Here is a 23,380-nt window from a genome sequence, read left to right as displayed (position 1 = left end):
GGCTCCCTTGCGCCGGGGCTGTCGGATCCCGCCCATTCAAAGGTATTTCTTGAAGCTCGAAGTGGCGATGGTGATCATCGCGCCGAACAGTAGCGCACACGGCAGCAGAAACAGATTGGGATGGATCGAGAACGGCAGAGAGAGATAGATCAGCCAACCGGTGAGGAATATCGGTGTCACCATCCGCTTGGCGTGATGGTAAACAAAGGCCGACTCTCGGCCTGCACCGAACCGGCGAAGATCGCGGCTGACCAGTCCATCGGTGAAACCGACCAGGCCAGCCAGGATGAACAGGGGGGCGGTCAACATCAGGATCACACAACGCGTCAGGGTCATGAGCGTGACATACATGCCTGCCTGCAGATATGTCTTGATGATACCGATCCAGCCCTCGGAACCGCTCCCTGTCTCAGCCCAGGCGGCAACCCCGGATTTCACGAACAGCCACTGATAGCAGGTATTCACGATCATGGTCGCAAACTCCACCGGCGAGGAAACCAGCAGCGATCGCGTGAATTGACTGTCCAAGTACCCCATCTCGGCTATCATGGTCTGACGTGCGTGTTCTGAGCCTGCCTGACTAAACCACCCAAAGGTGATGCCGACCCATTCGATCAGGATCGAGCAGATGATCGAGATGGCAACAATCACGAGAAGGGTGAAGGGCAACTTGAGCAGTGTCGCAATAACGCCCGAGCGTTTACTCTCCGCTCGCTTTGCCGGAGCTTCAGAGCTCGCCATGGTCAGCCACCCCGCTGTTGTCGCCAGGTGCCTCGGGCACATCACGGTCCTGGGGTCGAGACGCCGGCTCCGGGGGCTCGAAGTCCAGATGGACTGGCGGCGGCATCACCGCTTCCCACCACTGATCGCCCGTGCTGTACTTGGCTCGCATCCGCTTGGCAATATCGGCCACATCCTTCGGCACATCTTCTGTCTTGTCCGGCAGCGGCATTGGCATGCGGATTTTCCAAGGCTGGCCACCCTCCAACAAAGCGAAGGCCTGGCCCTTGGGAAGACCAATAATGTTATTGGGGACCAGCATGTCGACGGACTCGGTGCCTATCCGATCGCCCGCTGAGCTCGAGAAGTCCTGGTCACTGTTCACGTCGGCATTGTCGCTGGCCATGGAGACCATCAGCCTGGTGGAGACATTGACCTTGGGTAACTGATCGGTGAGCTGCCTTGCCGTACGCTCTTCCCGTACACGGAGCATGATCAAGGTATTGAAGTTTCCGACGACCTGACCTGCTTTCGCCGTGGACCCGATCCGCGCCTCGATGTCAGAGAGCGTCTGGGTATAAGCGGTCACTTGGATCCCCGCGCCGCCCCCTTTGTTGACCAAAGGTATAAATTCATCCCCCATGAGCTCATTAAACTCATCGCAGTGAAGGTTGATCGGCAATTTCTTCCCAGAACGACTGCCTGGCAATCCATCATCGGACCCGAATTTATAGATGTGGCCGGCGACGCTGACGATGTCGGCGAACATGGAATTGCCGACTGCCTGTGCGACTTCGAAGTCGGAGAGCGCATCGAGGCCCACATAGACGATGCCCTTCTTGCGAATAATCTGCTGCCAATCGATTATCGGGCGCTCGTCCTCGATGTCGTCGTAGTCCGGGCTCAACAACTCGGCGATCTTGCCGCTGGTCAGCTTCTCGAGCAGTGGCAGGAGCGAGGCCACGATCTTGTCGAAGTAGGTCTTGTCGTAGCGCACCGCACTGAGCAACCCATCCAGGACGGGGTCGGTCAGTGTCTCGATGACCTCTGGCTGCTGCAGGTACTGGACGATCGCGACTACCCGTTTATGGCGCCCCTTCATGTTGTTGGGGAGCTTGTTCTCGTTGATCGTGCCCTCGATCTCGGTGATCTTCTGGTTGGCGCCCTGCATCTGCTGTTCCAGTGTCTCCTGAACGTACTGCATCAAGAGCGCATCGATGTTCACGACATCCGCCAGAATCTGGTTGTAGGAGGGACGCTCGCCCAACGCATGGCGCGCCCGGGCGACAATGTTCACGAATCGCCAGGCAAACTGACGAAACGCCGCGCTGTCCCCCTCGCCGGATAGCTGTCCCGTCACGCGAGTCGGTACCTCAGAGAGTCGCGAAAAGCGCCCCACTGCGTTATAGCGGCAAGAGACGTCAGGCCAACCCAGGTGGAAAATGTAGAACTCATCGCCTCGACCCGCCTTCTGCGCTTCGGCATACATCCTCAGCAACAGATCCGCGTCCCCTTTGGGGTCGAAGCAGATGGTGATGTCACCACGATGGATATCCTGAGTGATCAGGATCTCGGCCAGACGTGTTTTGCCCACCCGCGTGGTGCCCTCAACGAGGGTATGTCCGACGCGCTCACCCAGCGGCATCCAGACATCATGCTCTTTCCACTCCACGGCATGTAGCGCGGGACGGCCTCCAACCGGTGGTAGAGGACGCACGGGGTTTAAAGGGGAATCCCAGCGCAGCAGGGAAGCGATATGCTTACCTACCGCGCCGCCTTCCAAGGATTGCTCCAATCGCCGTGCTCGCTTGAACCAGACGCTTGGCTGTACGTAGACCTTTGCTGCGGGTTGCGCAGACTCATGTAACCGCTGCGTATGTTGGGAGTCCCACATGAACCCCTTGCCGAGCCACAAGCTGCGCTGGCTGACGGGCACTTTCCTCGCCGGAAGGGCGAAACGCGGAAGTCGGCGCATGTTGCGCCGATAGCGCAATACGATCCACGCCTGGCGAAACCGCCAGGCACCATAAGCCAGGAAACCGGCAGCGGTGGTCATCCCCACACTTGGCGTCAACGCTAGTGACCAGGGCGCATAGATACAGAGCACGGCACAGCCGAGACAGACCCAAACGGTATTCAGCTCGACAGCAGGACGTAATAGCGATTCCAGAGGATGATGACTGCTCATGCGGCTTTCTCCTCCAGGATGGCGTCGTTGAGGGATTGAACAACGTATTGAGCAAGGTCCTGGATGGGCTTGGGAGTGGATTGGTGACAGGGGCCTTCAAGTTGATCGAATCGGGCACCGCAACGGCTGTAATACACACCGAGGGTTGCCCGATCGTTCTTGTCTGCGTCGTGGCCGAGAGGCTTGATCGAGAACACGAGGTAACTACCCTCATAGCATTCAATGTCATAGGAATCCACGCAGTGGCCCATTTCATGGCCTTCCTGCTGCAGGGACTGGCTATCGGTCAATGCAACGGCCACGTAGGTGTCAGACCGTATCTCTTGAAGAGGGGACGTCCAGGCAAGCGCTTGATCGCGATACTGCGCTCGGTCGCGGTGCTGCTGTTGCAATGCTTCATGCCACGCATCGGAGTGACGCTGTATCGCTTTCCAATCCATGTTGTTGTCGGGTAAGTGGTGGTCGGTACTGGCACTCCAATCGAGCGCGTTGCGCAGTGCTTGTTCCGCTTGGGGGTGGGTTCGCATGAGTTCGCGATACCCCCGTGTCCGCCAGGTTTCCAGACGATCCGCCACCCAGGCTCTCGCCAGGCGACCAAAAACAGGTATCGCCAGTGCTGTTGTCAGTCGGTCTCGGCCAAAACGGTTCCCCTTGATCTCTTTCACCACTTTCAACCCAGCCGTGGCGCCAAGCACCTTCGCATAGGGGCGATGATCCTGTGTCGGGGTCACTGCCTGAATAAACTGCAACACCGCATCCGCCTCGTTGCGGTGCCAGCCGAAAAACGTGTCCTGCCAGACATTCAGGATCATCGTGACCACTGACGCCGGCGACCGGCTCAGAAAGCGGAAGCTCCGCTTCTCATTCAGGCTGCCTATCCGACGGCTGGGACAGAACGTCTTGCGATCCACGATCGTCTTCTCGTCTCTCTGGCGTACCCAGAGTCGACGAGAAAACAGATCGTCGCGGTGCCAATGGCGGGGATGAATGACGGAGAGCATGGGAAGCAACTGCGGCCTTTCAGTGGCGATACGCTCGACAGCCGCATGCTGAACCTGGACCCGAAGAAGATCCGTGAGAAGTAGCCGTGCTCGAGGCCCGACAATACGAGATGTCAGCGAGAGAGACGCCCGATCAACGACATCGCGCCATAGTGCCGACCCGAGGGCCTTCATGTTGCGAGTGGCAATGTGGCGCTGTTGATAGTAGGGACGCCCACGCCCCAGGTCCAACGCCCGGATATGGCTCAGATAGCGATCGTAAGTCGCCAATTGGTTCTTGGTGTGCCGTTCGTACTCTTCAAGGACGCGCTGATTGTAAGCGCACTGCGCACACACCTCCGGACCTCTGTCAGGGCCAGGGTATTCCGCATAGCCTGTGACGGTGATCCCGTGAATCGTTCCCCAGTCATCAATGCACGATTCGCAGTTCTCTGCCTCCAAGGGATACCGATTATGGACATGTAGGACCAAATGCCCGACATCACGATCAAGGCCCATGAGCACCTGCGCAATATTTAGACGGTGCCAGCGTATCCGCAGCTCACGCTGCAGATCTCTTCGCCACGGCTGAGGTAATGTCAGTGCAGCGACGGCTTGTTGAAACACTTCGTTGAAGGCGTGCTCGAGGAGGTTTTCCCAGGCAAAAGGTAGTTGCTTGTCGGTGCCACACGGCAGCAGTTTCAGTGTTGGCCAACGATCTAGCGTCTTGTCCGCTTTCCATTGTCGCCGCTTGAGATCACGTCGATAGGTACGGGTGCGGCCTTGAGAGCGAACGATGCGCCACAATCCCGCCATGGTGAAGCTGACCGCACCATCCTGGCTTGTCTCGGAACGGAACAGGCGCGTGATATCCGTCTCCGACAGCCACTCCACCATCAGCGACTCAAGCGACGGCCAGATGAGATCGCAAGCCCCTTCAAGTGCATCCTCTCCAGGCTTCCTGTGCCGAATATAGTGATCAACCGACTCGGCTAAGGCATCAGGGGACGGTAATACTGGATTCATGGTGCCCCCTCTATTGCTCGATGCCGCGTTGGCTGATCAGGGCGGGATAGTGTTGAAGCCCTACTCGTTCAGCCAGACCGTCTCCAGAGACAGGACGTAACTCCAATCCCTGAGCGGCCTGACGCAGTTCCTGCATGGCCTGTTCATCCTGAACCTGTACCACTAGACCCACGGCATTCATGTCGCGAAGGATGTCACCTCTCTGGTCAAGCCACTGACGCGACAGTGCGTCGTCACCGATCACAAAGATCGGGGTAAACCCTCCCGGGAGATCAAGTTCTCGCGCTACGACCTGACCCGGGGTCAGCTGCTCGCTCTCGACTGGCAACATATCCTGTTCGCTGTACCGATTAGTTGGGCGCGACTGCGGTCCCATCTGCGGGGAGTAGCCTTCCTGCTCGTCGACGCCGGCCCCCTTGATGGCCACGTAATAGGGGCGCGCTGGCTCGCCGCCGTGATCGGCCACCACCTCCAGATCCGGCAATTCGGGCGGACGTTGAACAGGTGCCACTTGTGCCTGAGCGAACGAGGTCAGAGCCAGTATCAAACAGCCTGTCATTACGCTGAGGGAGTGATGGTTCACAAGATTCATGGGCATGCTCCTGGTCGTGGATCAGCGGCTGGCCACGGCGACTTCTGCCATCCAGCGACGCGGTTCCGGTGTGACCCAAGTGACCTCGAACTCCGGCGATCGGGGGGATGGCGTGATCCAGGTCAGGTTGGCGTCATTGGCAGGGACGGAGGGGGTAGATAAAGAGGGAGCTGGGTGATGGGAAGACGCGGTGTGTGCCAGCATGAGCTCGGCAGAATCAGTCCCCAGCGTGGGTGAGGCGCCCAGTTGAGCCAGCTCCTCGCGAACTTTCCGGCGATAACGTGCTGCCGGCGCCCCACCGGCTGGTCGGTGATACCGACCCGCGGCCACCACCCAGTCCCCAGACGCATCGTAGTGCTGGCGAATCACCTTGGCGGCTTCATCGAGGTTCGCGTACGGATCCAACCCTGCACAGGGATCGGCAAATCGCTTTCCTGGACCAAATACCTGGGTCTGCCAGCGCACGTTCATCTGGGCGATGCCGACATCTACGACACGTGTCTGCTGCAGGAACGAACGAAGTGCACTACAGGCTTCATTACGTGTGTCATACCGGTACCCCTTGCCACCCACGTTCAAGGTCCATGGCCAGGGCCGCACGGTATGCTCCAAAGACATCTTCGATTCCGTCATGGCCACGGCATAGAGCACTTCTGGTGGGATGCCGTTGTCCTCTGATGCCACAACGTAAGCGGAAGGAATGTCTGGGCTAGGTCCGGCAATAGCAGAACTTACCCACCACATCCCCAACACCATGCATACTGCTGACATTGCGATTCGCATCATCAGACTCCCTTTCCTTGTATAGGGATAGGGGTGTGCGGCGACTGGAGAATTTCCTGAGAGCGGTATAAAACCGCGTTCAACGGAATGATGGGGCCAGGGCATTGAGACTCTGGCGGCAGCAGTCTCGTCAGAGCGTGCAACATCGGGGAAGCCGATTTACTCTCCTCGCAACACGCAAACTGATATTCGGCATAGCCGATAATCTCTTTGGACGGCCATCCATACAGCGCGACAAAGAATCGATCGAAACGCTTATCCAGATAGAGAAAGTGCTCTGTTGACGAAGCTGATCGCCTAGCGTCCATGTAAACCGAGGTGATATTCGATTGTGATTGCATAAAGATCACCCCCTCGGCGCGACACGCGGCAACTCAGCGCTGTCGAAATTGTACGAGCCACCATGATTGAGGGTGATGCTTCCGTTACGCACCTGGTCGGGGGGAATCCCCACTTTGGCCGCCCAACGGCGAATGCGCTCGTCATCCCCCTCGGAATCGACAATCCAGATGTCCATGGCCGCACCATTGCTCAACAGACGCTTTACCGTGGCATCGCACTGACCACAGGCCTGGGTGGCCACGACCACATTCAAGCGAGGAGAGGACGACGCCGTCGCATCACCAAATACCGACTGAGTGGCATCGATGCCGCCCTTGGTGGTGAAGGAGTTGACCGGCATGTCGCCAGGGTAGAGACGCTGCCAGGCGTCGTCATAAGCACGTTGGAACGCCAGCTCAGCCTCGACACGTTTGCGCTCGATCTCTACCAACAGTTCGGCGTACTTCTGACGTTCGGCGTCCGAGCGGGCCTCCAGCCCCAGTGCCGTCAAGGGGTCCAGATCGGGGGACCAGGTGCCACGAGGTCCTTCCATGATCGTCTTGTAGCGTTGGTACTCCTGCTGATCTAGGCCCCAGGCATCAGCAGCTCGCTGTTGGCTCCGTTCAATGACGGTTTCAGAAACTGTCGAGTCACGCTGCTGGGTCTCTTCAGCATCCTGGATCGATTGCCCCCATGCAGGGAGTGCCAGGCAGGGCAGTATCGCCGCTGCCATCACGCATAGCGCATTGCGAGTCATGAACTGGCCTCCTCTTTGTCGTCGGCGGATTTCTCAGCCACCGCTTCAGACGAACCTGATTCGGGCTGTGAGCGGGTTCCTTCTGCGGCAGCCTTCTGATCGGTGTCCGCATTGCCATCGCCGCTGGAAGAACCTGATACCTCCCCGGGTTTGTCTTCAGAACCCTCGGGAGTTTTGCGCGCTTCCTTCTCCGGCGATTCATCATCAGTGCTTTCGGGAGCCAGACGTTGGGACATATCCGCGATGCGTTCTTCGGTCATGGCGACCAGCGCTTTGACCGATCCCTCGAGCGCATCAAGCTGATCGGCCAATGCCTGTTGCGCTTGGCGCTTCTCTTCCAGGCGAACCGTCGTGTCTGAAAGACGCGTGGAAAGCTCTTCGAGCTTGCGATCCGTGGGCGCGAGCTCAGTGACGCGTTGATCCAGGTCGCTGACGTCGTCTTGGAGTTCTGTCACGGGTGCTGACGCGCTAGACGCGTCTTCCAGCTGGTCGGTGAGTTCATCCGGAGGAACAATGTCCGTCCCTGGTGGGACAGTGGCCTGCGCCGAGCTCAAGGTGAACATCGCCAGGACCGCTATCGTGGCAATGGCGTTGAGGCGGATGCCGCTACGCTCGAAAGGGGTCATGCGAATTGCCAGATTCATCATTCAGCTCCTACGGCAGATTGACCGTGACGTTCTGCCCGCGATAACGAAATACCGCCGTTGAGGCATTGATGGTGACCAGCTGCCACTCCCCCACGGATTCGCGTTCTCCCAGCAATCTCACCTGGTCGAGGTCATTCACTGGGCCGGTGGCGACACTCAAGTAGGGACGGCCACCTCGGTACTCGACGCCGGAAATGTGGAGAGGAAGACGGGGGATGGCAGGACGGCTTGCCGTACGTGGCTTGGCAGGTGAGGGGGACGGCTCAGGTTCTTCGGCTTGCTGAGACGCGACAGACGCCTCGGCGAGGCGATTCGACACCACTTCTTCCAGTGCCGTCAGCTGCATGTCGATCTGGCGTCTTGCCTCCTCGAGGAAACCTTCCAGTGCTTCCATACGATGGGTCATGTTCTCGACATTAAGCGCACCTGATTGCTGGTCGAGTTGCGCATTGACCTCATTCAGGCGCTGCTCCATGGAGGCCACGCGAGCATTCAGGTCATTCAACGAGCCCAGACGCTGCTCCAGGTCCTGCACGGATCCTTGAAGCCGCGTGATGGCTTCCGATTGGTCCGGTTGAACCGGTGCAGCAGGTTCAGGCGATTCAGCCGGTTCGTTTCCCAGTACCAGCAGGAAGGCAACCAGGAGCATGACCAGCCCGACTGCTAGACCGCCAACCATCAGTAAGAGACGAGGCGGGTTCTTCTTTCTGGGAAGACGTTCATCGGGGTCGGCATTGAGCGGATCCCTTGAGACCTCATTGGGTTCCGAATCCATGGTCAGCTTGTCAGTCTGATCACTCATGGCTTCGCTCCGGAACAACGGTCGTGGTTTCCACCGTGCGCAGGTCTCGTTGCTCATAACAGACCTGACGGCGCACAGGATCTTCTTCGAGTTCCCAGGCATCGCCGGCGAGTACCTGCAGAGCCTCACGAAGCGTCATGGGCCCAAGATGGTAATGGGCAGCGGGCAGTTGACGACTGTAGAGCCACTTCTGGTGATCTCGAGTCGCGGGGCAGAGGGTGTATCCCGTGTTCTTGAGGGTGTAACGAATGCCATCCCCCACCGTGGTGGAAATGCTCGGCGGAATGTGCACGTTGACGATTTGCTCTAGCAGATGTCTCTGCCCCATCGGGGCCTGCATGGTGACCAGCTGATATCGTCCCGTGCGAAGCACTTCGACGGGGATCAACTCCTGGTCATAGACATCGGGATCCACGATGCCGCGATGCGGGGGATTGGGACCGGTGACCACCTGGTGTTCCGTGGTGATGACCTCGGGCTCATCCAGTGGGGAGATCTGCAGAGCACTGGCGGCATCCACTTTCGATGTGGTGCCCGTGTTGACCGGAGGTTGGTGGGCACAGCCGGCCAGCAGCACCATCGCAACACCACAGGACAGGAAACGTGGGAAGGCATGCATCATGTTGGCCTCGTAATGTTCTGATCAGAATCAGGCTTACGGTGCCGCCATGGGGGGAACGGGTCGACGGGGAATGTTAAACAGGCAGGATCGGGTTTCTTGACACAGCAACCCAGAAATACAAAACGCCCCGAAGGGCGTTTGAGTGAATCATCGAAAGTATGTAAGGAAGGACTCGACAATTTCGTCGTTGATGTCGGCACCCAAGCGGTTAGCGCAGTACTGGAGAGCACTGCGACAGTCGCTCCGATCGGCAACCCACTCGGCCTCGAAGCTTTGCGGATTTCGTCGGCAAATTGACCAGACACCAAATTCAGGGCGACGACCAACTTCCAGGCTGCGCTCTGGCATCAAGTCATTGGCCACCACAACATCCTGGGCATTGAGACCAAAGCCGACAACTCTCAGCATGGGCTGTCCGTGGCCACAAGCCGTCATGCCGATCGTATCCAGTACCTGCCCATGCCAACGACTACCGGCAGCGAACTGCCTGGCAATGGCTGACATGACCTCGGCATTGGACCTGAAAGGGCCATCCGGTTTGGCCATCACGGAATATGCCCCATCGACGACGTCGAGAAACCAGCCTTCATGGCCAGGATGGAAAATGGGCCAACCGGCATCGGCAAGGGCCGTGGCCAGATTGGCAGCCGTATCCGAGTTCCACTCGGGCCGAGAGAGTTCTGCGCGAAAGCGCTTGATGAGAACATCTCGCGCATCCTGATCACTGGGCTGCCCGTCCAGGTTCAGTCGCTCACACAGATCATTGATGTCGACGGTCTTCAGGCTCTCACCACCGATCGTCTGAATCGCATCCGGTATGTCCAGATCGATCGTACGCTGCAGTAGCCTCAAGGCGGCCAGAATGACATCAATATCTTCGGAAGCAAGCTGATGGTTCAGATAATCACTCATGGGATCGCTCCAATGCGTTTCGTTGAGATGGAGCCATCCCACCGGGGAATGGCCCCGGGAGGGAGAGAAATGGCTAATTCACGGCTTGAGAATTAGAGGTGGTACTGACATCAACCTCCATCCAACCGGGAATCATGTCCCCGGCTGAATGGATGGCTGGAAGTGCAGAGTTTCAGTGCGTGGCTGGCGAATCGAAGGATCCAGCGGCCTCACCTGAATGAACGGCAGCGTAGCTGCTCGGGACCGGTGATGCTTCGGGGGCATTACCGGAGGCCTGAGTGGCCTCGGACTGCTGGTCCTGGGACTCAACAGGCTGGGCCTGATCACTGTCGCGGCGAGGGGCCTGATAGACCATTTCGCCATCGACCTTGATCCAGCTTATGTACAGCAGACGGGCTTTCAGGCTGACGCCTGTTTGGCCGACACGATCACCTTTGGAATAGGTGAACGTATCAGTCCACAGATCGCCGAGTCGGAAACCGATCAACACCTTCTTTTTCATGTTGACCGCTTGTTCACATTTCTTGACCAGCCTCTCCGCTTCACGACCGCTGACGCGGCAGTCGAAACGGGTGTAGCCAACGTCATCGCTAGGACCGTTGAGCGCCGCTATATCGCAGGCCCAGAAAGGGGTTCCGCGTTTCAGCGACACTTCACGAACACGGTTGAGATAGCCGACGCCGGTGATGTGCAGATCGAAGAATTGCTTATCGGTGGAAGTCGTCATGGTGATTCTCCTGGAGTTGAGACATACGAATCCGGGAGAAACACCATCCCCATCGGGGAAGCGTTTCCCCGGATGGGTGGTTCGGCAAATTGCCGAGAATTTGAAATCTGCATCCAACCCGTCAGGGTGCCGTCTCTCGGGATGCGTTACGGCTTTGGGAGGTGCCCCGAAGGGCAAAGGGCGCTGTTATTACCGTCAACAGTCAACGTCTGACACCTGTAGGATTGCGCCACTCGCGTAGAACGTCAACCCTGAATCCTGATCATCAATCTCAAGCCGGGGCTGCGAGGCTCTGCCTCGCTGCCTCGACTTTGGATTGAGGACCAATACCGCAAGTCGAATCAGCTACCGGAAACCGGTATGGGTAGCGTGTGAAGACTGCCATTATGCCGACCATCGACCGTCATGCCCCTCGTCGCCATGCGATCGAATCTGCCTGTGCATCCCGTCCCGATTCATGGCGTTGGACAGGTACGTTTGTGCGCGGATCCCCGCACAAAGGGAGCCGGAGGGTCAGGCGACCGGCACCGCCATCGTGAAGCACAGTCCAACCGGCCAGCAAGATACCCTGTGGTGGGCGTCTTGCTGGCCGGTCCAACCTGACTGAAGGAGATGGTCGACGACCGGTCGACCTGAAACATAAGGAACCTGGAACCCGATACATGCCAATGTAGTGCAAAGAGTCTTTGCGGTGGGTGCGCGCTTTCGCCAGGTGTTCGCGCTTTGGGATCGGACTCATGGAGAGTCCAAAGGGACCAACTGATGACCGTCAGTTGGCAACGGGGTAGGGTTTCAATTATCAAGTAGTGTTGCCCTGATGGCAAGGAAGGCGCCTGTCACATCACCAACTCATGGTGCCTTGCCGCTGGCTCTCTTCCTGGACGTTGATTTTCGGCTGCCCGATTTCCGCTTCTTCTTGCCGATCGGCTTGGTGCCTTTACACTCGGGATACCGTGTGCAACCCCAAAATGGCCCATCCTCACCGTTCCTCTTGCGCATCTTCGCCTGACACAGCGGACAGCTCTCGCTCGGCATTTCCGGGAGATTCAAACGGGGTTGCTGGAGCGCCAAGCCGATCAGCTTGTCGATCAGGGCGTTCTGACGCTGCATGAAGTCATCCAGCGACAAGGAACCTTCGGCGACTTGGTCCAGGGCCTGTTCCCAAAGCGCTGTCATTCCGGGGTTGCTGATCTGCGGAGGGAGCGCCGCGATCAATGCCTGCCCCAAGGGCGTGGACACAATCGTGCGTCCCTTCTTGCGGAGGAACCCTCGGGCCAGCAGCGTTTCGATGATCCCGGAACGTGTCGCTTCAGTACCAATGCCCGCGCTCTCGCGTAACCGGGCCTTCAAGCGTTCATCGGTCACGAAACGGGCGGCGTTCTTCATTGCCGAGATCAGCGACCCTTCCGAGAACGGCTTCGGGGGTTGTGTCTGACGATCCTTGACCTGGAGCGCCTGCACAGGACAGCTCTCTCCCTGACGCAGAGGCGGGAGCGCCTGCGCTCCAGTCGATTCGTCGTCATCTGTATCACTGTCGTCCTGCCCTTTGCCCTTCCCTCGGGGAAACAGCGCTTTCCACCCCTCGGCGCAGACCTGCCGGCCCGAGGTCACAAAACGCTCGCCGGCCAAGTCCAACTGGACATCAGTCTGGTCATACTCATGCGCGGACAAAAACTGGGCGAGGTAGTGACGCCGAATGAGGTCATAGACCTGCCACTCAGCTTCATTCATCCGCGAGATGTCGCACGGGGTGGTGGTGGGAATGATGCCGTGGTGAGCCGTGATCTGGCTGTCGTTCCACACGCGGCTCTGGAGATTCACATCCAGACGCTCGATGATCGGTGAGAGCGAGGCATCCGAATGCAGGAGCGCCTTCACGACGACCTCGACTTCGGACAGCATCGATGTCGGCAGATAGCGGCAGTCTGTGCGCGGATAAGACGTCGCTTTATGTGTCTCGTAGAGCGACTGCGCGATGTCGAGCACCTGCTGTGCCCCGAAGCCGAACCGCCGCGAGCATTCCTGCTGCAGCGTACCGAGGTCCATTACCAGTGGAGCGGCTTCACGCTTGCGCTTGGTCTCGACCGATACCACTCTCGCTTGTTCACCCTGTCCGCGAGCGGCCACCGCCTGCGCAGCCTCACGATTGACGCATCGCCCCTGTTCATCGAGCCAGGACTCATTGCTCGGCACCCACTTTGCCTGGAAGGCACCACCATGGGCCTGCAGATTGGCCAGTACCTCCCAGAAGGGCTTGGGGACGAAATTGGCGATCTCTTGGTCACGCCGGACGACGATCCCCAATACTGGTGTCTGTACACGGCCCACCGACAACACGCCATCGAAGCCTTGCTGCTGAGCCAGCACCGTGAACGCTCGCGTCAGGTTCATGCCCACCAACCAGTCAGCACGCGAACGCCCCAACCCCGCCTGGTACAGTGAGACCGTCGATTCTCCGGGGCGGATGCTAGCCAGCCCCTTGCGAATCGACGTTTCATCCAACGCCGATAGCCAGAGCCGGGATACTTGCCCACGGTAATGACAAGCATCGAGGATCTCACGCCCAATCACTTCACCTTCGCGATCGGCATCCGTGGCCACCACCACCTCACTGCACTGTTTCAGCAAGCCCTGGATGACCTTGAACTGTTTGGCTGCATCTTTGCGCACGATGTTCTTCCACTGCGCCGGTCGGATCGGCAGCGAGTCCAATGACCAGCGCTTGAGGGCTGGGTCATAGGCATCAGGAGGCGCTTGTTCGAGCAGGTGGCCGACTGCCCAGGTAACAGTGACGTCGTCACCATGAAGGCATCCGTTTCCACGGCGAGTGGCACCCAGCACCTTGCCGATGTCACGCGCCTGGTTGGGTTTTTCGCAGAGAAAGAGCCGGGGCATGGAGTATCCTCGTGGAAATCTACTGAGGAATACGATGCCCCGTGAGATGGGAGGCGTCAGTCAGGAAGGTTAATCGGGTGCGTCACGGTTCTTACCGAACCGAGAACAAGGTTATCGACGATAGTGCGTCGAAGCTCTTTCCTGAGCTTCTTTGCACGGTACACACACTGTCGCCCATGGGGCGGCTATCCGGCGTGCCGCAGGGATTGCATCGCCGCACTCTTCACAGTGGGTGTTATCAGCGACAGTACTGACGCTGTTCAAAACACCACCGACTCTCTCGCTGACCATCCGGTCGGTGATTGCTGCTGCAAAATCAGCCTCATCAGCCATAGATATCCCTCACGTCAGGTGGATACACAACCCTTACTGCAAGGCGGCGTTCAGGCGCTGCGTCAGTGCATCTTCCATCGCGGCCCCATCATAGGGAATCCGCTTGTCTGCCGGTGCCCAACTGTAATGGATCCGCGAACCGGCGCCACTCTTCTCGATTTGAACGCGCTGGAGGATGGAGTAGCGCGTGCCACCGACCGTCTGGCGGCCGTAGTCCCCGAGGTTGTAGTAGGCACCCGGAGTGCGGTCATGCTTCCAGGCGGCATCACCCATCTGCATTTTCGCTGTCGTACTCTCGGGGCTCTCAAAATCGTTCGGCGAACGGAACCCCATCGCCGACTTGATGCGAGCATAGGCGGTATCCACGTCGACGGGAGACTCGATATCGACAGATCCTCGTTGACTCCCCAGATTGCTGACATCGACGGTCTCGCCTTGCGCATTGGTCGCCACCCGTTGTGGCGTTTCACTGGGGTCGTAGTTCACTGGCTCGCCGGTGATCGGGTTGTTGATGCATGTCACACACACGCCCTGAGAGTAGTAATGGTCCTGAGCGGCGCACCCTGTCAGTGCCAGTAGTCCTGCAGTCATCAATACACGTTTCATTTCCACATCCTTATTGAATCAGGCATTCAGTCGACCAACTAGGGACAACTGTTTCAGAGTCCCTGCGTTCCTTCGTACTCCCGATACCCAAGTCGCTGACGCTCTGCAGCATTCAACTTGTGCAGCCAATCGCTGAGCTCATACACGTTCGGTTGGGCTTGGATTCTGAATTCGGGATGAGAACGGTCGACGGTATCCAAGATAACGGTGCCAATGCCTAACAGCCGGTCCATCAGCGTTCGATTCGAGGTGATATCTCGAATCCGTACCAACTCTAGCTGATCTCGACGGCGATGTAGAATACCCCGGGTATATTCAAGACGCTGAGTCGAAAGGGAGTAGGTCATCGTTTTCAGGACTAGCAACTTGTATAACAGCGGTATCAAGCACACGGCCCAGATGAGGCCCAAGAGCAGTGCCAAGCGTGTTCCAGGCAAGTAGACCAGGTCCGGCCGCTGGATCATTGCAAAAACCAATGATGCCGAAAACGCGATTGCCAGTAGAACCCAGCCTAATGCCGTAGGGATCGCTGCTTTGGCTGAAGGCTTGAATACTGCGACATGCTCTTCCTTCTGGTTGTTCGGTGCATCTATCCCTGGTGCAGGCCGGACTTCATTGGAATCCATCAGACTAGGGTCCATGGGTCATACCTCTACGTCGATACCTGAGTAGGTTCAGAGATCCCCCTGCAAACAGAGCGCCTACAGGGGGGTATGATTACTGGTCAGGTGTCACCCCTTGGCCCACCGGGTTTTCCCATTCGCCGTCTGGACCGGCAGCCTTGGAATAGGCTCCATTCTGGTTATGCGCCGGCGAAGGCTGTTGCTGTTGAGCAGGCTGTTGCGGCGTGTTATTGGCGGGCTCAAGTACGACCTGTGAGATTCGGAAGGGCAGGATGCCGATGCGAACGGCTTGCACCTTGAACTGAGAGCGGTCTTCTCCCGTTTCCCGATCCTTCCACTCATCGAGCACCATGCGACCTGACACCATGACGCGCATCCCCTTCTGATAGAGGCGAGTCGCCCAGTTCTCGACGTCGCGGTGCCAGATTTCCACATTGGCCCAAAATCCGCCGCGATCGACATTGCCTGTATCCGTGGGAACGGGATTGTCGAAGCGGACGTTCAAGCGCATCACGCCACGTGGTGGCTGATTGCCGTTGGCAGGGAGCAACTTGTACTCAGGATCAGTTCCGATGTTCCCCTCGCCCATAAAATGCGTGCTCATCTCAAAAGCTCCTGCGATAAGTGAATGTATGAGCACTGTCCATGACGAGAATCGGGACTGTCCGCCAAGAATGTTAAGGCGCTATCAGGACATTCATTCTGTTGCCTCGTCTGCATTGTCCCGGGCTTTCCTCGCATCGCGTGTCGCCCCTGCCGAATTGATATAGTCAATTCGCCACTGAATTTCCCGGCGAAAAACGTTGCAATACCCGCCAACGTTACGCATCGCACACCAAACGAGCGTGCAGGAGCCTAGAAACGTGACGAGTCTCTGGCTGAGATAATGGAGTTCGGTATATGTAACGCCACTCAATGGATTGATCGGAGCTACTGAAATCGAGATCAATGCGCCTCCCATCGTCAAGCCGCCTAGAAGTGCGACGGCAGCAATAAGTGTTTTGATCGTGGCGACAAAAACATTACCCACCTGTTCCGCATAGTTATACGGATCCCGAAGCTCTTCCCGTCGTGCCTCCCGGATGGCCTCCTGAATCAATTCCTGTTGCTTATCCATGACCAGTCATCCCGTTGTTGTAGGGTGTGAGTTTTCCATCGTTTCGATCTCATCCAGGTCATTGATGACTTTGTTAAGTCGATCCACCTGGCGAGTCACCGCTGCGATTTTGGCATTGAAGATGGCCCGCTCGGTTTCGATCTCGACCAATTGCCGCTTCATGCCCTGCGGGACATCTCCATACTGCAAAACCGCTTCCAGTAGACGTCGCCCCATCTGGGTCTGCCCCTTGTCTCGCCACTGCACTGCGCGAACTCGGCCTCCACTGTTGTTGTGCGGTTTTAGCCATAGACCGGCCTGGACCACGGTCCGGTTGTATTGGTTGGCAAAGTCGGCCGCCTCCTGCCAAAGTCTCCGGCATTCTTCCTCGAGCTCATCCCTGAATCGGATGATTCCCCCTTTACCCTTAAGAAAGGGTTTTAAAAGGCCCTTTGCGTACTGATCCAGTGCAAAGTCTTGACGCTGTTCCAGTGCAGTCGAATTCATGGTCATGTCCTGTCGTGGTATCTAAAAACTCGCTGCCCCAGCCACCCAGTTGGACGTGATGACAGTGTCATCACCCGGCTGCCACCTTCCTGGGCTGTTTCCGGGGGAAACACCCGGCTGCCACCTTCCTGGGCTGTTTCCGGGGGAAACACCCCAGCCACCCAGTTGGACGTGATGACAGTGTCATCACCCGAAGGTGGCCTCAGTCTTTTGTTTCGTCGCTTTGAGGCATTAACTGATCGCTATCGAGGTCCGCGCCTTCCAGTCCCTCACCACCAGAAGCGGGCACCGTTCCATCACGTCGAAGCGATGGAGCAAACTCGCTACGGCGCGTCCCTTCAAGGATGTCCTGCGGCAACTCGCCGAATTTCTCCCTGGCAGCTCGGGCTTTGGCGTTGTTTGCTGCGAAGTCGTCGCGTGTGGCACCAGAGAACCCGGGGAACTTGGCCGGAGCAAAGCACAAAGAACGTATCGCATGCCCTCCCTGGTCCCGGATCATGGACGCCATTTGTTTCTTGCCAATTAGACCGATGTGATGGGCAAGCAGCACATCTCGCACAATGCCGTCGTATTCCATGAGCAGCATGACGGCTTGCCAACCTATATGGCCTCCGGTAAACACCGGTGTCGTGAACGGCTGTTGGCTGACATTGCGGCTGACCTCTAATCCTTCCGGGATGTCTTCAGTCAGTATCTTGTCGATTCGCTTTCTGAGCTGTCTAAGCGCCTGACGTGATGTGTTGGTCCTGTCTTCAAGACTCAGTAGCCAGTAGTCAGCATATGGATCGTCCTTCGCTGCGGCCTGGTGAATGCGTCCAGCCAAGAATAAGTAGGTTTTCAGTCCGACCACCTGGGGTTTTCCGCTCTCAACCCCTCGGCCATGCCAGGCAAGCACGGCGGGGTAGGTGTGCAGGGTCATTTCGATCCGACTTCGCAACTGCCCTACACGGGGCTCTGCACCGGCCATAAATTCTCCTGAGTCAATGCACTGGATGGGATCCCATCATCAATGCTTCTCGAATTGCGCCCCACCGAAAACGTTAAAGGCGATGTCATAGGTTTCTAGCTGGATGTATCCCCAGGCGTTTCAGCATGTTCTCTCGGGCCTTCTGCGTTTCCGCAGAGATCGGTTGAGGGGCCTGGTCAATCAGTGAGTCAGCGGATCGGGGGCCAGGGGGTGATGGGGTATAAGGATCCACTGGAGATGTCTGTGATGGCGTCTGTACGGATTGTCCATTTCGCTTGTCAGCAATGCCTCGCCCGAAGTGCGTGACCTGGAATTGATTCGAGGCCGCACGTTTGGCCAGGGTGTGCAGGAAGCCTTTGGGGGACTTCACCTTGCCAGCCTCGAGTCGTCCGGCAGCTTCGTCGATCACCGCCTGCTGAACGTCGTTTGGCAGACCGTTCAACATGACCGTCACCGACTCACGTTCCTCACTGGTCAACTCGAGTGGCCATGACCAGATCAATGACGCTTGGGAATCCTCGCGCGCGGTGGTTTTACATACTGAGTTTGTATAACTACGTACTGTAGTAGGGGCGTCCTCAATGGAAACTGCGCTGTAAGCTTCTGATTCTGGACTGAGTTTCCGCTGGGAACTGGGCGATTCGTTGCCTGGAAACTGCCTTGGTTTCCGCTGGAAACTGGGTGAATTTGCCTGAGTTTCCATAGGGAACTGGGGGGCTGATGCCTGAGTTTCCGCTGGAAACTCGGATTCCCACTGGTGCCTGGCACGCTGTTCGATGACGTCCAGTCGCGTCGGAACTTCGAGCACACCACTTTCGGCCAGCTCGTCCCTAACCAGTCGAGCGACGGTGGCCACGGCCTTGTTGCTGTGCTTCGTGCAACGGATCACATACTCGATGTAGTCCTGGTCAAGGGACAGTGACTCGGCAGGAGCCAGCGGCTCGTCATGTAACACATAGACGTTGCCGATCATGCGCCCGTTCGTGGTATTGCGAGCCTTCATCCCCAGAGTCATCCAGCGTGTCAGACGGAGGATCGCGATCACTCTGGCAACTGTCTTCCGCGAGGCTTTCTGTCCGGCCCCTGATCGCAACAACGGCTCCAGTTCGTCATAGGTCGGAAACGCGGTTGTGCGGTCGGCATTCGACAGAAGCCGGATCATTTGCCAACCCAATACATCGACAGCGCCCAACCGCTGATCCAGCAGTAGTGCTCGAGGCACTGTTTCATGGGGATTTCCCATGAAGAGCAGTCCGTCGAGTGCGTCATCTTCAACGGCCGACGCCGAGGCATCATTGCCTCGGCGTTGAGTCAGGGATGACGCGGCGCGCCCGACAAGCGCGTCAAAACTCTTCATCACGCCACTCCTGCACGCATCTCGCCCTCGTCCTCACCCGGCAGACTTTCCTGCCGTGGTTGCTCTGGCGTCGTCCATTGCTTGATCAGTGTCCAGATCACGGCCAGTGGCAATTCGACTTCTTCCGCTAGCACCAACATGCCTTTGATGTCCTCGGCGGCTGACGGACTGGACGGATCGTCACTGATGGTCTGCCAGCGGTGCCAGGCATCGACCTCGATAGCCTCCTCTGGCATGGGCAGGCGCCCCTGCCGACTGGGCACCCCGAGCAGGGTGCGCCGCGCTGAGCAGTCGTTCGGTGTCAGGCCAAAGAAGGTGGCCAACATCTGCACGCTGGCCCCGTGACGAATGCAGTGATCAACGAGGCTGTCGCGATCCTGATCGCGATCGATGCGTCGAAGAGCCGCCTTGAAGGTGTCGTGATCCAGCTCGAATCGTGCGACTCCTGGGAACTCGTTGATCAGGCTCTCGATCTCGCTGGCCCGCAGTCGACTCAGGCGCTGCAGCTCTTCATTGTTGAACCCGAGTGCGCGCGCCCGGCGCATATCACCCTCACGGATCAGCACCAGTGCCTGGTTGAAAAGTGCATGGTTGAGTTGTGGCGTCGTCATTGGGGATCCCCCTCTGCGAGTACTTCACGCAATACACGGATCAGGCGAGTCAGCCAGAACACGCGGATGAACAGGCCATCAGGCAGGCAAACATCGCTGTCGGTGCCGTGACTGCCGACCAGTTCCCCGAACAATGAAATCTCGGCGGGCAGCATCGGATCGATGTCGCCCTGCAGGCCAGCGAGTAGCTGCCAGATCAATTGAGCACGGCGTCCTGGATTGTCGCCGAGCGGGTCGAGCTCGTACCCCAGTCCATCACGGGCGTTGAGGCGGATGATTTCACTGGTGCCAGAGACCTCGATGTCGGCCCAACCGGCCAAGGCCTGGACGACCTCGCCAATTTGCATGCGGAGATCGCGAGCATTCCGGCGCCAAGCCGGGACATGCCAGAGATCAGTGATCGGTGCGACGGGGCCGCCTGACATCAGTGGCACAGATTTGAGGGCGGCGGCTTCGAAGTCGATGGCTTCTTCACCATGCTCTTTCGCTTGCCAGTGGCGAAGCTGCCGATGCCCCTCACTCTCTTCATAGGGTGAGAGGGTCAAGTCGTCGACCAGAGTTTCCTGTTCCTCGGGCGACCGAGTCGGCTGTGGGTTGTGCTCCTGCATGAACCCATCGGAATCCAAGAGTCCTGCAAGGTCATCGCCACTGGACTCACTGGAGCCAGTCGATGGTGGGGCAACCAGAGGCTTCTGAGACTCTGCCTCAAGCTCGGCATTCCGTTGCTCGAGTTTGGCGAGTTGAGCCCGCATCTCTTTCATCTGTGCGGACTCATCGACTCCACCTGGGGTAGGTACACCTCGCTCGTTGGCTTTGGGGGCGGCGGGGGGTGACAGATCGGTCTGGCCTTCTTCGAAGGTCAGATCATCATGATAGCCCTCGGCACCACTCTCGCTGTGACCGGTTTCATCGGCATCAGGCGAAGGGTTTCCAGACGCCAGCTTTTGAGATGGTTTTGATGAGGTCTTGCTTCCCTTACTGGAGTCCTCTTTCGGCGGATAGAGGTGGCGTTCCTGGGGATGACGCAGCCGCTCCAGTTCACTGTCGACCGTGGTCCAGATATCGGCTTTCTCTTCCTCACTGGCTGCACGCGCATGCTTGCGTACCGTAAACCAGTTCTTCCACGCCATATCGATAGGGTTGAAGTGGAGCCCAGTATGGTCGTGGAGCATGCCCTTGAGACGGTCCTCGACGATGTTCCAGCGAAACTCCGTCTGGCCTTCATGATCGAGCTGGGTCATCTCGTCATGCCATGCCTGAGCGAAGTCACCCTCAATGACACTGTTAGCCCACTGCTCACCCTCACCGAGATCATCGGCATGGGCTTCCCAGTAGGCACGGCAACGCTCCCAGCACTCCTCGCAGAATTGCCGATAGGAGATCAATTTCTCGATCTGCCCCTTACCCATGCCGCTATCGAGCGTCAGAGGGAGGGTGGGCAGGAAGTGCTCTACGGTATAGAGCATTTTGGAAACGTGGCTCAAGCTGATAGAAAAACCGAGCTCTTTCAGCCTACGAGTCAGTTCACGCAAGGAGATGGATTCGTTAGCTTCCTCCTCAATCATCCGTTTGGAGTCATAGACACCCCGTGCCCGCTCGATCCAGCTGAGTTGACCACGGTTGTCGTTCTCGGCCAGGTGCCCGGCGAGGACGTTGATCTCGCCTTGCCAAGGAATGAAATGGCAGTCCTGGTAGTAAAATCGTTCTTCGCCGGTTTCCTCATGTAATTCATTGAGGATGGTCAGCCGCGTGTTACCGCCATCGGAGATCATGTAGCGGTCATCACCTGGACGCTGGGTGACCGTCAGCTTCTGCTTTAGCCCCACGGCTCGGATACTATCCTTGATCTCGTCGTACTTGGCATTCCGTTGTGTACGCGGATTGCGATCATAGGGACGCAACTGATCCAGGGTCAGGGTCATCGCCTGCTCGGTGGTCGGTGCCGGCAGCCGATCGGCGGGTTTAGTGCTCAGCTTAGGTCCAGGCTGGGTCAGCTTGGCCGCGATTTGGTCAGGTGTAATGGCTGTCTTGCTCATGATGTCCACTCCGGCTGCCGCGAGGCGGAATATTCAGTCTCGAAAAGTCGATCCAGTTGCTGTCCCAGGTGGTTCATGCCCTGGACCAGCGCGAAAAGGCCAAGGTCACTGCGCGATTCAGGGGGATACCGCTGGCTCAACTCATTGATTCCCCGTCGCAGATCACTCAGGTTGTCGCTGACGATCACCAGCAGCTCGATGTCACTCAGTCGGTGATACTGGAGTTGCGCCCAGCGCAAGCTATGGTGTGGCTGCATTTCCAGCTGACTGGTCTTGTCACAGGCCATGTGAAACACCAGCCATGTGTCGGCAAGCAGTGAGCGGAGCGCTTCATTGCGATTGGTTCGTGCTTGGGGATGCTCGTCAAACCAGCTGTCCAGTGTTTCTACCCAGTTGGCGAAGGGATCGATCAGCCCCAGTGCTAGACATTCGCGCCCCATCAGATAACGCTCCATGCCGTGACCATGTGCTTCTCGCACGGGAAAATTCAGGATGTCAGCCATGACCCAGGGCCTCCCGTTCCGGTGTCTCAATGGCGTCGTGCAGCCGGACCTGCCGGCCCGCGTCGTAGCCCTGGTGGACCGCCTGATAATCGTGGTGGCGGAGTTGGCCACGCTGGCGTGACGACAGAGAACAGAGCTCACCGTGTTGCCGCTCGGCATAGGCCTCGAGGGCCTCGGTCGCCGCCGGGGAAAGCTCGACCGGCACGATGGATTCCCGTGCACCGGCGACCCAGGCCTCGGCATAGGCGTCGCCACGGCGGACGCGCGTGGCACGCTTGATGCGCTTGCTGAGGCCCGACTGGTAGGCCTTGCGATCACGGATCAACTGGCGTTGCAGGACCTCGTAGGCGTAAGCGGCCACCTGGCTGGCCCCGTCGGTGCCCAGGAACTGCCACTGACCGAGCCAGCGAATCTGGGTACCGCGGATCTGCGGCGTGGCCAAATAGATCGCCTGGGCGCCGAAGGCTTTCATGACCAGAGTGGCAAGCGCATTGAGATAGCGGGGCGGCACCTTGCCAGCCTGGGCGGTGGCCATATGGTCGGTCACCGACGCCAGGGTGATATCCTGCTCGTTAAGGCCATAGCGCTGCATCAACTGTTGGGCCTGACGCAGCGCGATGCCTGCCTCGTGGGCATTGGAGCTCTGGGATAAGGCCATACAGCGCTCGATCTTGCGCATGATGCGATCGGGGATCATGACTCCCTCCTTACGCCAGAGCTTCTCTGCACACGGCGAAGTAACGCGATGGCGTTGCGCTGCGACCGAGCA

General features: G+C 58.1%; 24 protein-coding genes. All 24 read right to left on the bottom strand.

The annotated features are described in order from the left end of the window. Window positions 1-36 precede the first annotated feature (36 nt). The gene (locus LU493_RS05790; protein ID WP_275286842.1) at window positions 37-741 is read right to left on the bottom strand and encodes a TIGR03747 family integrating conjugative element membrane protein; all 705 of its coding nucleotides are present in this window, start codon (window positions 739-741) and stop codon (window positions 37-39) included. After that, window positions 728-2,908 carry a type IV conjugative transfer system coupling protein TraD gene (gene traD, locus LU493_RS05785; protein ID WP_275286841.1) on the bottom strand — a complete coding sequence of 727 codons (2,181 nt, stop codon included), beginning with the start codon at window positions 2,906-2,908 and terminating at the stop codon, window positions 728-730. Before traD ends, LU493_RS05790 begins: the two co-directional genes overlap by 14 nt. Beyond that, window positions 2,905-4,914: a PcfJ domain-containing protein gene (locus LU493_RS05780; RefSeq protein ID WP_275286840.1), complete on the bottom strand. Its 2,010-nt coding sequence runs from the start codon at window positions 4,912-4,914 to the stop codon at window positions 2,905-2,907. The genes traD and LU493_RS05780 overlap by 4 nt, the downstream gene beginning before the upstream one ends. A 10-nt stretch (window positions 4,915-4,924) precedes the next feature. Then, a complete protein-coding gene (locus tag LU493_RS05775) occupies window positions 4,925-5,506 on the bottom strand; it encodes an integrating conjugative element protein (RefSeq protein WP_275286839.1) in 582 nt (193 codons plus the stop codon). A 21-nt stretch (window positions 5,507-5,527) separates the two neighbouring features. Further along, on the bottom strand, window positions 5,528-6,292 hold the full coding sequence (locus LU493_RS05770) for a transglycosylase SLT domain-containing protein (RefSeq protein ID WP_275286838.1): 765 nt from the start codon (window positions 6,290-6,292) through the stop codon (window positions 5,528-5,530). 343 nt (window positions 6,293-6,635) lie between these two features. After that, window positions 6,636-7,367 (bottom strand): TIGR03759 family integrating conjugative element protein, encoded by a 732-nt coding sequence (locus tag LU493_RS05765; RefSeq protein ID WP_275286837.1) that lies wholly within the window; start codon window positions 7,365-7,367, stop codon window positions 6,636-6,638. Next, window positions 7,364-8,011: a hypothetical protein gene (locus LU493_RS05760; RefSeq protein ID WP_275286836.1), complete on the bottom strand. Its 648-nt coding sequence runs from the start codon at window positions 8,009-8,011 to the stop codon at window positions 7,364-7,366. Before LU493_RS05760 ends, LU493_RS05765 begins: the two co-directional genes overlap by 4 nt. Before the next feature lie 10 nt (window positions 8,012-8,021). After that, the gene (locus tag LU493_RS05755) at window positions 8,022-8,816 is read right to left on the bottom strand and encodes a hypothetical protein (protein ID WP_275286835.1); all 795 of its coding nucleotides are present in this window, start codon (window positions 8,814-8,816) and stop codon (window positions 8,022-8,024) included. Beyond that, window positions 8,809-9,438 carry a PilL N-terminal domain-containing protein gene (locus tag LU493_RS05750; RefSeq protein ID WP_052046816.1) on the bottom strand — a complete coding sequence of 210 codons (630 nt, stop codon included), beginning with the start codon at window positions 9,436-9,438 and terminating at the stop codon, window positions 8,809-8,811. The genes LU493_RS05755 and LU493_RS05750 overlap by 8 nt, the downstream gene beginning before the upstream one ends. Before the next feature lie 147 nt (window positions 9,439-9,585). Beyond that, on the bottom strand, window positions 9,586-10,350 hold the full coding sequence (locus tag LU493_RS05745) for a hypothetical protein (protein WP_275286834.1): 765 nt from the start codon (window positions 10,348-10,350) through the stop codon (window positions 9,586-9,588). A 172-nt stretch (window positions 10,351-10,522) separates the two neighbouring features. Next, entirely contained in the window at window positions 10,523-11,077 is a 555-nt protein-coding gene (locus LU493_RS05740; protein WP_275286833.1) for an STY4534 family ICE replication protein, read from the bottom strand. An 849-nt stretch (window positions 11,078-11,926) separates the two neighbouring features. Continuing rightward, a complete protein-coding gene (locus LU493_RS05735; RefSeq protein ID WP_275286832.1) occupies window positions 11,927-13,972 on the bottom strand; it encodes a DNA topoisomerase III in 2,046 nt (681 codons plus the stop codon). Window positions 13,973-14,083: 111 nt separating this feature from the next. Further along, on the bottom strand, window positions 14,084-14,263 hold the full coding sequence (locus tag LU493_RS20015) for a TraR/DksA C4-type zinc finger protein (protein WP_409359854.1): 180 nt from the start codon (window positions 14,261-14,263) through the stop codon (window positions 14,084-14,086). Window positions 14,264-14,338: 75 nt separating this feature from the next. Further along, the gene (locus LU493_RS05730; RefSeq protein WP_035415423.1) at window positions 14,339-14,911 is read right to left on the bottom strand and encodes a hypothetical protein; all 573 of its coding nucleotides are present in this window, start codon (window positions 14,909-14,911) and stop codon (window positions 14,339-14,341) included. Between the two features lie 53 nt (window positions 14,912-14,964). Further along, window positions 14,965-15,537, bottom strand: coding sequence for a PH domain-containing protein (locus LU493_RS05725; RefSeq protein ID WP_275286831.1), 573 nt, complete (start codon window positions 15,535-15,537; stop codon window positions 14,965-14,967). Between the two features lie 91 nt (window positions 15,538-15,628). Next, the gene (locus tag LU493_RS05720; RefSeq protein ID WP_275286830.1) at window positions 15,629-16,138 is read right to left on the bottom strand and encodes a single-stranded DNA-binding protein; all 510 of its coding nucleotides are present in this window, start codon (window positions 16,136-16,138) and stop codon (window positions 15,629-15,631) included. 93 nt (window positions 16,139-16,231) lie between these two features. Next, window positions 16,232-16,651 (bottom strand): hypothetical protein, encoded by a 420-nt coding sequence (locus tag LU493_RS05715; protein WP_275286829.1) that lies wholly within the window; start codon window positions 16,649-16,651, stop codon window positions 16,232-16,234. Window positions 16,652-16,657: 6 nt separating this feature from the next. Then, complete coding sequence (locus LU493_RS05710) at window positions 16,658-17,137, bottom strand: DUF3158 family protein (RefSeq protein WP_275286828.1); 480 nt, start codon at window positions 17,135-17,137, stop codon at window positions 16,658-16,660. Between the two features lie 202 nt (window positions 17,138-17,339). Further along, window positions 17,340-18,104, bottom strand: a complete 765-nt coding sequence (locus LU493_RS05705; RefSeq protein ID WP_052046839.1) for a PFL_4669 family integrating conjugative element protein — start codon at window positions 18,102-18,104, stop codon at window positions 17,340-17,342. Window positions 18,105-18,189: 85 nt separating this feature from the next. After that, a complete protein-coding gene (locus tag LU493_RS05700; RefSeq protein WP_275286827.1) occupies window positions 18,190-19,461 on the bottom strand; it encodes an STY4528 family pathogenicity island replication protein in 1,272 nt (423 codons plus the stop codon). Beyond that, window positions 19,461-20,072: a DUF2857 domain-containing protein gene (locus LU493_RS05695; protein WP_035415583.1), complete on the bottom strand. Its 612-nt coding sequence runs from the start codon at window positions 20,070-20,072 to the stop codon at window positions 19,461-19,463. Before LU493_RS05695 ends, LU493_RS05700 begins: the two co-directional genes overlap by 1 nt. Continuing rightward, window positions 20,069-22,108, bottom strand: coding sequence for a ParB family protein (locus tag LU493_RS05690; protein WP_275286826.1), 2,040 nt, complete (start codon window positions 22,106-22,108; stop codon window positions 20,069-20,071). The genes LU493_RS05695 and LU493_RS05690 overlap by 4 nt, the downstream gene beginning before the upstream one ends. Next, on the bottom strand, window positions 22,105-22,611 hold the full coding sequence (locus tag LU493_RS05685) for a hypothetical protein (protein ID WP_275286825.1): 507 nt from the start codon (window positions 22,609-22,611) through the stop codon (window positions 22,105-22,107). The genes LU493_RS05690 and LU493_RS05685 overlap by 4 nt, the downstream gene beginning before the upstream one ends. Continuing rightward, window positions 22,604-23,308 (bottom strand): DUF2786 domain-containing protein, encoded by a 705-nt coding sequence (locus tag LU493_RS05680; protein ID WP_275286824.1) that lies wholly within the window; start codon window positions 23,306-23,308, stop codon window positions 22,604-22,606. Before LU493_RS05680 ends, LU493_RS05685 begins: the two co-directional genes overlap by 8 nt. Between the last annotated feature and the right edge of the window lie 72 nt (window positions 23,309-23,380).

Source organism: Halomonas elongata (assembly GCF_029081005.1).
Taxonomy (GTDB): domain Bacteria; phylum Pseudomonadota; class Gammaproteobacteria; order Pseudomonadales; family Halomonadaceae; genus Halomonas; species Halomonas elongata_B.
Note: the sequence above shows the minus strand (reverse complement) of the source record. Positions and strands in the feature narration are given on the sequence as shown.